This is a genomic window from Paenibacillus sp. MDV22-iso6 (genome assembly GCF_058408365.1).
Window position 1 is genome coordinate 176,937 of the sequence record NZ_JBZVDZ010000001.1, and the last position, 12,079, is coordinate 189,015.

Annotated in this window: 10 protein-coding genes; 8 read left to right on the top strand and 2 right to left on the bottom strand. The window is 48.1% G+C overall.

Annotation, left to right across the window (positions count from 1 at the left end; all coding sequences use genetic code 11):
- Positions 1 to 43: 43 nt before the first annotated feature.
- Complete coding sequence (locus tag AC4PM4_RS00885; RefSeq protein WP_082935123.1) at positions 44 to 913, bottom strand: alpha/beta hydrolase family protein; 870 nt, start codon at positions 911 to 913, stop codon at positions 44 to 46.
- Positions 914 to 1,156: 243 nt separating this feature from the next.
- On the opposite strand from AC4PM4_RS00885, the gene AC4PM4_RS00890 reads away from it, so the two are divergent.
- Both AC4PM4_RS00890 and AC4PM4_RS00895 read left to right on the top strand, forming a co-directional pair.
- Positions 1,157 to 1,903 (top strand): GTP pyrophosphokinase, encoded by a 747-nt coding sequence (locus AC4PM4_RS00890; protein WP_063563616.1) that lies wholly within the window; start codon positions 1,157 to 1,159, stop codon positions 1,901 to 1,903.
- A 41-nt stretch (positions 1,904 to 1,944) separates the two neighbouring features.
- Complete coding sequence (locus AC4PM4_RS00895) at positions 1,945 to 3,180, top strand: multidrug effflux MFS transporter (RefSeq protein WP_491612471.1); 1,236 nt, start codon at positions 1,945 to 1,947, stop codon at positions 3,178 to 3,180.
- A gap of 131 nt (positions 3,181 to 3,311) precedes the next feature.
- Here the strand turns inward: AC4PM4_RS00895 and AC4PM4_RS00900 are convergent, their stop codons facing one another.
- Entirely contained in the window at positions 3,312 to 3,905 is a 594-nt protein-coding gene (locus AC4PM4_RS00900; RefSeq protein ID WP_090805777.1) for a hypothetical protein, read from the bottom strand.
- A 259-nt stretch (positions 3,906 to 4,164) separates the two neighbouring features.
- Here AC4PM4_RS00900 and AC4PM4_RS00905 point away from each other — a divergent pair, with 259 nt between their 5' ends.
- From AC4PM4_RS00905 to AC4PM4_RS00930, 6 genes are all read left to right on the top strand, one after another.
- Positions 4,165 to 5,160, top strand: a complete 996-nt coding sequence (locus AC4PM4_RS00905) for an iron-hydroxamate ABC transporter substrate-binding protein (RefSeq protein ID WP_491612472.1) — start codon at positions 4,165 to 4,167, stop codon at positions 5,158 to 5,160.
- 151 nt (positions 5,161 to 5,311) lie between these two features.
- On the top strand, positions 5,312 to 5,932 hold the full coding sequence (locus AC4PM4_RS00910) for a flavin reductase family protein (protein ID WP_491613047.1): 621 nt from the start codon (positions 5,312 to 5,314) through the stop codon (positions 5,930 to 5,932).
- Positions 5,933 to 6,144: 212 nt separating this feature from the next.
- Positions 6,145 to 7,299: a type III polyketide synthase gene (locus AC4PM4_RS00915; RefSeq protein ID WP_090805783.1), complete on the top strand. Its 1,155-nt coding sequence runs from the start codon at positions 6,145 to 6,147 to the stop codon at positions 7,297 to 7,299.
- 41 nt (positions 7,300 to 7,340) lie between these two features.
- Positions 7,341 to 9,602, top strand: coding sequence for an MMPL family transporter (locus AC4PM4_RS00920; RefSeq protein WP_063563405.1), 2,262 nt, complete (start codon positions 7,341 to 7,343; stop codon positions 9,600 to 9,602).
- Positions 9,603 to 9,812: 210 nt separating this feature from the next.
- Positions 9,813 to 10,832, top strand: coding sequence for an alpha/beta hydrolase family protein (locus AC4PM4_RS00925; protein WP_072732568.1), 1,020 nt, complete (start codon positions 9,813 to 9,815; stop codon positions 10,830 to 10,832).
- Between the two features lie 40 nt (positions 10,833 to 10,872).
- Entirely contained in the window at positions 10,873 to 12,045 is a 1,173-nt protein-coding gene (locus AC4PM4_RS00930; RefSeq protein ID WP_491612473.1) for a rhamnogalacturonan acetylesterase, read from the top strand.
- The last annotated feature ends 34 nt before the right edge of the window (positions 12,046 to 12,079 follow it).

Sequence of the window (12,079 nt, forward strand, 5' to 3'; positions counted from 1 at the left end):
TTCCCATAGCAGCAAACTTGTTTAAATCATGCCTACTCTGCAGCTAAGGTGCTGCAAGCCAGTCAAACATATTGTTCACTGCCGCCTCATGCATCCTCTCCTGAAAACGATGATCCTGTCCCCCATAAGCGTGAAATGTAACGTTGGCACCTCTACGTTTCAGCCAATGATACATCCGGGTTCCATGACTGTAATTCACCTGCGTATCAGACGTGCCATGCATGATCAGCACAGGACAATGGAGTTTGTGTGCCTTCGACAAGGGAGAACGGGCGAGATAAGCTTCCGGAACTGAACGTGGCGAACCGCCAAGCACCCTTTTCAAAGTACGTCTCAAGTCGGTTCGTTCATGATAGGTACGTTCCACATCGGCGACACCGCTCCAAAGCACCAGTTTATGTACCTGCTGAGGTCCTTCATTGTAGGTTGTTGCTGTATGTACGGCATTAATGGCTCCACGCGAAAATCCCATCATTGAAATTCGTTTCGTATCGGCAAAGGGCCACTCTTGCACAAGTCGGTAAGCGGCGTGTACATCTTCGACATCTCGTCCGCCATACTCGTCACGTCCTTCGCCACCTTCGTTACCACGATATGATGGAGCGAACACGATATAACCTTTATGGACAAATTGCTCCAGCCAAGCGGTATTTACCCCACCATAGTTGCCCAACCCACCGCGGCAATAGATCAGAACCGGCCAACGTGCATCAATACCGTCCATGGTGTGTTGTTCTACAGGAGGGTAGCGGCTTGCGAGCTGTTGCATTTGCATGGATTCTTGCGTTACGGTGAAGCCTTGGAAGGCAGGGCTGCTATGAGTGTTTTCTAACGGCGAGAAGGCGGGTAAGAAGCAGCCGTCAGGCAGGCATAAATAGCCTTTTACCCGAAGGGCATCGGACGAATACGTCACATGATAGAGCAGGGGGATCGACCTCTTTCTTCGGAAATGGCGTGCCAATTGACCATGATTCTTCTTTAGGATGCGCCTAAACGAGGTTCCCATACCTTTCCTCCAGCAACAGCCGTTTGGTGCGAGAAATTCGTTTATTGGCTCCATATGATTTATAATGGTTCAGGAGACATGTGAATTGACCTCTGTCCTCGTATTTATAAAACTAACTTTAGTGTGCACGAAGAAAGGAAGAAAACCATGATGAACGCTCCACATCCGATTGATCAATTCAAGAAATTTAAATATGAAATTACGAGATTTATGATGATTTATAAATTTGCTTTGGATCAAATGGAGACCAAAATCGAGGTGCTGAAGGAAGAATTTCAGTCCCTGCATGATTACAGCCCGATCGAACATACGAAATCCAGATTAAAGTCACCTGAGAGCATCATGAACAAGATGTTCCGCAAAAATCACGAGTTAACCTTTGAAAGCATCAAGGAAAATATTAAGGATATCGCGGGTGTGCGAATTACCTGCTCCTTTATCTCCGATATCTACCGGATAAAGGATATGCTGTGCAATCAAAGTGACCTGCGTGTGCTGGAAGTGAAAGATTATATCCAGAATCCGAAGCCAAACGGTTACCAGAGCCTTCATCTACTGGTTGAGGTGCCTGTTTACATGTCTAATGGACAAGAGCGGGCGTGTGTGGAAATCCAGATTCGTACGATTGCGATGGATTTCTGGGCGAGCCTGGAGCATAAAATCTTTTATAAATACAATAAAGATGTTCCCGAGCGTTTAACGAAAGAACTCAAAAGTGCAGCAGACTCTGCCAACGCACTGGATCAACAAATGGAGAGACTGCACCGGGAGATTCAGGAGATCAAGGACGCCGAGAATGAGCGGGATGAAGAAGAACTACGCCGTATTATCATTAACAATCAACAGTTCACGCTACCTTCCAACCTGCTCAAGCTGTTAGGAAACGGGGAACAATAAGGAAACGTGAACTACCGCAGGGAAAGGAATATGTTATTCATATGAAAAGTACACCAGCTTCATTAAGCACCAATTCTACATCCCGTGTACGTATGGCATTGATTCTGGGGACACTGTCGGCCTTTGGGCCGCTGTCCCTGGATATGTATTTGCCAGCACTGCCTACACTGGCCGATGAATTCCAGTCATCCACTTCTTATGCCCAGCTCAGTCTAACGGCATGTATGGTCGGACTGGCCGCAGGGCAGCTGCTGGCTGGACCTCTAAGTGATGTACGTGGTCGTCGTGCGCCGCTTATTGCAGGTCTTATTCTCTATACGATCGCCTCCATACTCTGTCTGGTCAGCCCAACGATGGGCTCTTTTGTTGTGCTGCGTTTCATTCAGGGTGCAGCGGGAGCTGCGGGAATTGTCATCTCGCGTGCAGTGGTGAGGGATGTGTATTCCGGGCCGGAGCTAACACGTTTCTTCTCACTCTTAATGCTGATTAATGGGGTCGCACCCATTGCTGCACCAATTATCGGCGGGCAATTGCTTGCGTATACGTCGTGGCGTGGCGTATTTATTTTGCTGAGTATCATCGGGATTTTGACTTTAGTTGCTGTTGTGGATGGTCTTGGAGAGACACTGCCTGCAGAGCGACGATCTAGCGGAGGACTGAAGCAGACGCTGATTACATTCCGCAAAATTGCAGGGGATCGCCTGTTCATGGGATATGCTTTAACCCAAGGGTTTGTATCTGCTGGTATGTTTGCCTACATATCGGGTTCGCCGTTCGTGCTTCAAAAAATATATGGCATTTCCCCGCAAATGTTCAGTATCTGCTTCGCCATTAACGGTCTGGGCATCATATTGGCAAGTCAGATTGCCGGAAGACTTGCGGGTAAAGTATCTGAAACTCGTCTGTTAATCGCAGGACTGATAACTGCTGCTCTGGGAGGAACATCGCTGCTCATCGCCATTCTAGCAGGAGGTAATCTGATTTCGGTCCTGATCCCGTTATTTCTCGTGGTATCCAGTGTGGGGCTGGTTAATACGGCTTCCTTCTCACTGGCGATGGCTAATCAAGAGAAATCAGCAGGCAGTGCATCAGCACTTATTGGGGTTATGACGTTCCTATTTGGTGGTATTGTCGCTCCGCTTGTAGGTCTTGGAGGAGAAGGCACAGCTGTGCCAATGGGCATTGTAATCGCTTGTGCGGATCTTGGTGCATTGCTGATTTACGTTGTTATGGTAGGCAAGAACGGTAAACGTCAGGGTGAAAAACGCCTGGCGTGAAATGTATTGCATTGTTGCTGTGATTAGATAAATGCTTGCTGATAATAAGAAATAATGTAGCCATAAAAAAGCGCTCCAATTGGAAGGTTCTGTCCTCCAACTGGGGCGCTTGTTCTATGTGTGAACGTGATCTAGCAGAGAGCAAACAAAATCTGTGTATTGAGCAGGATACCTGGAGTCAGGAACGGATAGAAGTAACCAATGACAAAACCGAACAGATTGGTGGATGGCCACATTAAGTAAACGTCATTGTATGTGAATACGAGAGACCAGCGGTTATAACAGAAATTTTGCAGTACACGTTGCTCAGGATCACGAGGCGTAGCTACTCCTGATTGAGCAAATTGCACAGCCTGGGTCAGATTCTGTGGTTGTTGCTGGATAAATAGCGGTAGAAGACCAGGGCTGCTTTTGATCAGGTTATACAGAAAAACCATCTCAGCCGGGGGCTGACCTACTGGGCGTGGATAAGCGCTTAGAAGGGTAGGCAGATTACCTTGTGATAGCTGAGCGGGCACACCCGGTGCCGCACCAGGTACGCCTCCAGGAAAGTAAGGAGGTTGACCGCCACTACCTCCGCCGGGAATGAATGGGGGATAGGAACCTGGTGATCCCGGAAAACCTGGCACAGGCTGACCTCCTGGAGCTCCTCCTGGGAATAGCGGGGGCAATTGAAACGAACGATCCTCATCATATCCTGAATAGGTGTTATAAACGTAATCCATGTAAGAACATCCTTCCTGTCATCGTATTCTTGAATTAGCTTATGGCGGCATCCGCCTAAATGTGAATTGTTCGAATGAAGGGCTTTCGATCTTAAAAGGCAAAAGCTGCATTGACAACTTCGTTGATAACAATTATCATTGTCAATGGAATTGGACAAAAGTACATACCAGTATTATATGCATGAATAATGTATAAACGTCTAAGTCTGTCATAACAACTCATTCCATTGAGGTGTTCATATTGAAAGGGGATAGTCACTTGTTTAAGAAAAATAAAAAAATGGTCATGCTTCTGATCACTGTAATGGTCATGTCCATCTGGCTGGCAGCATGCGGATCGAAGCCAGCAGACAACGGTACAGCAGCAGGAGAGAACAATACAGCAACGGAGACAGAGACACAGACAGAAGCTCCGACAGAACGTACATTGACAGATGCAATGGGTCACGAAGTGAAAATCCCTGCAAATCCGGAGCGTATCATCGCTTCGTATCTGGAAGATAATCTGGTTACACTTGGCGTTAAGCCAGTTGCCCAATGGTCCGTAGCCAACGGAATCCAGGAGTATCTGCAAAAAGATCTGGACGGCATTCCAACGATTGCCTTCGATCTTCCTTTCGAAGCGGTAACAAGCTTCAACCCGGATCTGATTATCATCGGTTCCGAAAGTGTGGTTGAAGGCGAGAAATACGCACAATACAGCAAGATCGCGCCTACTTATGTACTTGGCGACGAGGTCAACAGCGACTGGCGCAAAGCGCTGCTGAAAATCGGCGAAATTCTGAATAAAGGCGATGAAGCACAAAAAGCGCTGGATGATTACGAAGTGAAAGCCACAGAAATCAAGGAAAAAATCAATACCGTTACAGGTGGAACGAAATCGGCAGCGGCCATTTGGTTGGTTAGCGGCAAATTCTTCATCGTAAGTGACAATGTATCCAGTGGTGAAGTGATGTACAAGGAACTGGGTCTTGCTGAGCCTGAAGTTGTGAAAGAAATCTCTGCTAATGCGACAGGTAACTGGTCTTCCATCTCGCTGGAAAAATTGGCGGAAATGGATGTAGACTATTTGTTCTTTGTGAATAGTGATGAAGGTACCGGTTCAGAAGCACTGAAAGATGCGGTATGGCAAAGCATCCCGGCAGTGAAAAATGGTAACTTATTCGAATTTACCCGTTCGAGCAGCTGGTTGTATAGTGGAGTTCAAGCGAACCTTCAAATTATGGAAGACATTCAGAACAGTATTGTAAAATAATAGATATCAAATACGAATCCGAATGTGTATACTCCTTGGTGCGATGAGCACCAGGGAGTTTTTTGTGATTTCAACATTTTACGATATATAATTACTAATGAAGTGAAGCTCGTCAGTATCGTTTTACAATTACGGAAGGGGATAGCTAATGATGCATACTTTGGATCCGCGAGAATTGACGGGAAGAGATAACTATAAACTGATGAGTGGTTCGGTGGTACCGCGCCCAATCGCATTTGTGACAACACTTTCTCATGATGGTAGCGTCATTAATGCAGCGCCCTTTAGTTTTTTTAATATAGTCAGCTCTGACCCGCCGATATTATCCATATCCATCGGTCGCAAGGATGGCGTTATGAAAGATACGGCTCGCAATGTGCTTTCCTTGCAAGAACTGGTAGTACATATCTGTGATGAATCGATTGCTCTTGACATGAACGAGACTGCTGCCATGCTGGAGCCCCACGAAAGTGAGCTGGAACGGACAAATCTAACGACTGTACCAAGTACGGTGGTCTCCGTACCAGCAATACAGGAAGCACTCATTCGGATGGAGTGTAAGTTGTATCAGCATATACTGATATCGAACGATGAGGGAAAACCTGTGAGTGATTTGCTTCTGGTTCGCATTGTACAATACCATTTCAGTGAGAACGTGTATGATCCTGCCACCAAATATATATTGATGGATCAGCTGAAACCGATTAGCAGACTGGCTGGAAATGACTATGCCAAACTTGGCGATAGATTTACGGTGGTAAGGCCGGAGTAGCAGCGGAGCAGGCTGAACGATCTATTGAAGAATGGGTCCGGATAAGATAATAATAATCGTCGTTTAATAAGGCGGACAACATGTGCGGAATTCGCATATGTTGTCCGCCTTTGCTTGTTTCGTGAACATAAAGGGGGCAAGCCCTGAATAGACTTGTACTATATCCTGCACATGTGACAAGAACCCATTTATATATAAGGAGGTTGGAGCCGATGAACCAACTTGATGGAACCGTAGCCGCAAGTATCATAGGAATTGGAACGGCATTGCCTATTCACCGCATTGAGCAAAAGGATGTGTCTGCTCGGCTCGCACAAGCGCTGGAGCATGAACCGGATTCCAGACGATGGGCCAAGCGAATATTCAACCAGTGCGGTGTCGAGACGCGTTATTCATGTGAGCCGAACCTGCTGGAGCCAGTAGAGTCTTGCCGTTATCTGCCCTTTACCCAGGCGGAGAACGTTCCGACCACAGCCGAACGTATGGCCAAATATAAGGAAGCAGCCGTTCCGCTTGGAATCCAGGCAGCGCGTCAGGCACTCGAGGATGCCATCGTTTCGACTTCAGAGATTACACATCTCATTACCGTCAGTTGCACAGGGCAATTCCTGCCCGGTCTCGATGTTCGGCTGATTCAGCAGCTTGAACTATCGCCGCGTATTAACCGGATTCCGCTTGTGTTCCAGGGATGCGCCGCTGGTCTGAAAGCTGTACAGTTGGCAAATTCAATTGTGACGAGTGAGAAAGACGCTACAGTTCTTATCGTATGTGTGGAGCTGTGCACCCTTCATTTTCAGCCTTCCGCTAAGCGGGATGACCTGTTCGCAGCGTCCTTCTTCGGTGATGGCGCATCTGCCTGTGTTGTGGGCCTGTCCGGAACAGGACGCAAAGAACTGTTCAGATTGGGTAGCGGGCATTCCGTGTTGCTGCCAGACTGTTCGGAAGAGATGATCTGGGAAGTGGGCAATACCGGCTTCGATCTGTATCTCTCGCCACAGATTCCGAAGCTGCTGGGTTTACATCTTGGTCCAGAGGTTGAACGATTACTGAACGGCAGCGATCTACCAGAAATCTGGGCGATCCACCCCGGAGGCAGAGGTATTGTGGATGCGGTGCAGAAGCTGTACCAGCTGTCAGATGAACAGGTCGCTTACAGCCGAAACATTTTACGGGATTATGGAAATCTATCCTCTGTGACGATTTTGTTTGTTTTACAAGCCATCCGCGATGATTATCGTAAAAATGAAGAAGCTTCCAGCGGAATAGCACTTGCATTTGGACCGGGTTTAACAGCCGAATTGCTTCCTTTTACTTATGTTCCTGCATCCGTTGAAGAAAGAGAAACAGTGAATCAAGGCGCAATTTAAAAGAATCGGAATTACCAATCTGATAGCAGAGGAGCTTGGGTATGGGTTATCGCAGCCTTGCTGTCCTCATTAGCCGATATCCGCGGTTCATCATTCTCTGCTGGGTGTTTGTCATCGGGATGTCAGCCATCTGGGCATGGAAATTGCCTGGTATTGTTCAGGATCATGGATTGAACTTGAACCAGGGAGATGCTCATGCTGTAGAGCTTATTCTGGAGAAAGAGTTCCATGTTCCTGCTGATCCGGTTATTCTTCTATTTGAAAAAAAGACAGGCACTACCCCCGTCGAATTCCGGGGCTGGATTAAAAATCGTCTGCAACAGGTGAGTACACTGTCAAGTGTAACGTCCATAATCTCTCCGCTTGAATCACGTGGAAGCCGGATGCTGCGGGGGGATGTGGCCTATGCTTTGCTGGCGTTTGATGTACCGCCTCACAAGATGGGTCCGCCGCTTGAACAGCTGCGTTCCGTGCTTACAACAGACGGTACGGGAACGATCCAAATAACAGGGAAATCCGTTGTACAGCAGGATGTAAATCGTCTCAGTTTTCGCGATTTGGAACGGGCAGAGATTGTGGGATTGCCGCTTGCCTTCGTCATTTTGTGTTTTGCATTCAGAGGTCTTTATGCAGCGCTAATTGCAGTCATTATGGGAGTGTCCGGCGTCATAACGGCAATGGGAGTTACATCCCTAATGGGTTACCATCTGGCGCTCTCCAACTTTGTGATCAATGTTATTCCGATGGTGGGAATGGCGCTCAGCATAGACTTTGCTCTGATAATTCTCAGCAGATACCGTGAGGAACTCCAGCGAGGTCAGAATAGCGAAGAAACAGGTTCGAGGGCCGAGGAAGTTCTCCAGAGAATGCTGCGAACAGCAGGCAGAGCCGTATTCTTTTCTGCTGCTTGTGTGCTGTTAGGGCTGCTCGGTCTGCTCTGGATTAGACTGCCGATGTTTCTGAGTGTATCCCTGGGAGCCATTGTCGTGCTCGTCATATCGGTCCTGCTGAATATAACACTGCTGCCAGCCATTCTATCCCTCTATTCTGTGCGAATCTTTAGACAACATTCCGGGCATTCCATCTCTTCAAAGCAGGGCCAGCATCAACAATCATTGCCTTCACGTTCGATCTGGTCATTCTGGTCAGGCATCATTATGAAACGGCCGGTTCGGATGGCCTTGCTTGGAACGGGTGCGCTGCTTCTCTTTGTTCTACCGGTTGCCCGGTTAGAGATCGCCATTCCGGATGCTTCTTCCTTGCCTGGCAGAATGGAGTCTCGTCAAGCGACTGAGCAGATCCAGAGTATTTTTGGACAAAAGAATGTATCTGCTGTAGAGATTGTAATTGGTGGAACGGGAGAGCCGTTGACCACATTTCATTGGCGAATGGCGTTGAGTAAAATGCAAGAGCTTCAGCAGGATTCGAATGTGGTGGCTGTTGAGTCCGCGTGGGGGATCATGCTGCCGGACAAGCTCTCAGGCCAATCTCAATCTTATATTCAATCTCAAATGAACATTTTATCATCATCTTTGCGTGAGGCACTGAAAGAAACCACATCTCAGCCGCCTGCATGGCTGCGTTCATATGTGTCCGACTACTCTATTCGTATTGTGGCTACCATTCACGGAGCACCGGGTTCCGATGAGGCTGCATCCTGGCTCGAACAGATGAGGGCCAAGGACAGCGCTAACTCCATTCCCTTCATACCTCTGCGTTATGGGGGAGAAGCAGTCATGCAACATGAAATCATGCAAGAAGTTTCAGGTCAACTGCCCAAAGTGCTGGTGTTTGTTGTGGTATCGAATTATCTCGTATTACTCGCAGCATTCCGGTCACTGCTCATTCCAATCAAAGCCATTCTGATGAATCTGCTCAGCTTGGCTGCTTCATTCGGCGTGCTCGTACTGGTCTTTAATCAGGGCCATTTTGGCATGGAGCCATCTGCCATTGCCATTATGATTCCCGTGTTCATTGCTGGGCTTGTCTTTGGTATTTCGATGGACTATGGCGTATTCATGCTGACCCGCATCCAGGAGGTATACAGACGAACAGGGGATAGTGATCTGGCCGTACAGCAAGGACTGGCTTCAACCGGACGTCTGATTACATCGGCGGCGGCGATTCTACTGGCAGTGACTGTGCCTTTTGCGTTTGCTGACGTGGCGGGTGTCAAACAGCTGGGAATCGGAATTACAGCGGCGGTGTTCATTGATGTAACCATTATCCGCCTGGTGCTGGTACCTGCACTTATGAAACTGATGGGCAGATGGAACTGGTGGCTACCAGGGCACAGGGAATAAAAGGCCGGATTAAGAAGGATGTTCTCGGAGCCTGAAGATCAGGTATGCGAGGATATCCTTTTTTTCATCAAAATAGTGTGAATTCAGCCCAAAACAGGCAATAATGTTCAATTCACCGACTGTACCGTGATTTATAATAGACTGGACAAGTCCAACATATATTTTCTTACATACGTCTATCATTTGAATCCACAGGAGGGATGAACGGTAATGTCGGATATTGAATCTTATCTGCAAAAACAAACAAGCCCGCGTGGACGCTCCGCGTACCAGACGGGTCAATCTCTTGAGCAATGGCGCAGCCAGTTGCGAGCACGGATTATAGATCGGCTGGGCGGCTTCCCATCCGTGGTGGCGGAGCTGAATCCCGTATTGCTCGAACGCACCTCATGTGATGGCTACATTCGTGAGCGGGTTGAGATTACGACCTACGCAGGGTTGCGCATGCCTATCTATATGCTGATACCGAATTTAGTAAGCGTTACCAAAGAATCACGCCCCGCCATTATAGCCTGCCATGGACACGGGTATGGTAGCCGGGAGATCTCCGGCTTGGAACCCGACGGTTCACCGCGTAAAGGAGAGCCTGGCTTGCATAAAGACTTCGCCGTCGCCCTTGTACAGCGTGGATATGTGGTTGCCGCTCCTGAATTGCTTGGATTTGGTGACCGAAGGCTGGAGGAGGATCGGGATGCACCACCCGGCGCTAGCTCCTGTACCAAAATTGCCGCCCATCTGCTCATGACTGGGCAGACCCTGGCCGGGCACCGAATCTATGAAACGATGCGTGTGATGGATTACGTAACCACCCGCCCTGAAGCTGATCCAGTGCGGATCGGCAGCATGGGCATCTCGGGTGGTGGACTCGTGACAGCATTCACTGCTGCATTGGATGAACGGTGCCGTGCGGCTGTGGTGAGCGGTTACGCTAGTACTTTCCAGGGCAGCATATTGGACAGAAATCATTGCCTCGACAATTATATTCCAGGAATTCTGCGGGAAGCAGAGCTGCCGGATATCATAGGTCTGATCGCACCCAGGCCGCTATTTATTGAAGCTGGAAGTGAAGATCAGGTATTTCCGCTGCCAACAGCAAAAGAAGCCTATGCACGTTTGACAGAGATCTATGAACAGGCGGGAGCACAGAAATGGCTCGATGCAGACTTTTTTACAGGAGGCCATGAGATCAGCGGAGCGAAAGCCTATGACTGGCTTGATAACGTTCTGTAAGGCAATCATACAAATGAACCTTTGAGAGGAGAGTTTAGTTATGAAATGGTCAAAATCCGTGCAGTATTTGCTCTGTCTTACCCTGTTTACTAGTCTGATTGGAGGTGCTCTGGCAGCTAATGGCGGACAGATCGCCCAAGCTGCGGCGAATGAGTACAAATTTGATTTTGGTGCTGGTGCAGTTGAGAATGGTTACACTGGTGTATCAGCAACGGAGGCCTACAATTCAGCAAAAGGTTATGGATTCAATACACCTGCTAATATGCGTAATGTATCTGCATCTGGAACGGGCGTTGCAAGTGATGCCGTTCAGTTTGTCACCTTTGGCACGAAGAGTACGAATACGTTTAATGTGGATCTGTCCAATGGTCTCTATGAGGTCAAAGTGGTCCTGGGTAATACTGCAAGATCGAGTGTGGCGGCAGAAGGTGTATACCAGATCATTAATATGACGGGGAATGGGGCGACCGATCAATTTCAAATTCCGGTGACGGATGGACAGTTAAATCTACTGGTAACAGAAGGGAAGGAAGGCACGGCATTTACACTCAGCGCACTTGAAATCCGGAAAATATCGAATCAGACGGTGACGAACCGTACGATCTATATTGGTGGCGATTCGACGGTCTGCAATTACTATCCACTCAGCAGCAGTGTACAGGGTGGCTGGGGGCAGCTTTTTCCTTCCTACGTGAATACCAGTACATTTCAAGTTCGCAATATGGCCTCTAGTGGTCAATTTGCAAGAGGTTTCCGCGATGATGGACAGATGGAAGCAATTTTGAAGTATATTAAGCCAGGAGACTACTTTATTTTGCAATTAGGGATTAACGATACCAATGCCAAGAACAATACAACCGAAGCAGAGTTCAAGGAGATCATGCGTGACATGGTCCGTCAGGTCAAAAATAAAGGAGCCACCGTCATTCTATCGACACCTCAGGGTCGGGCAACTGATTTCAATTCAGCCAATGTGCATACTGCGGAGAATCGCTGGTACAATGCATCTACACGTGCACTGGCTCAGGAAGAGGGCGTGACGCTTGTAGAACTGAACAAACTCAGTTCGGCTTATTTCACTTCCATTGGACCGGCTGCAACACTGGCCTTGTATATGACAGGAGACACGCTGCATCCGAATCGTGATGGTGCTGCTCAGCTTGCACGAATCGTTGCTGCTGATCTGAGAAGACAGGGATTGAATGGATTTTGATCCGGTTAAAATATAGCTTCGTCCCGCTGCTCCT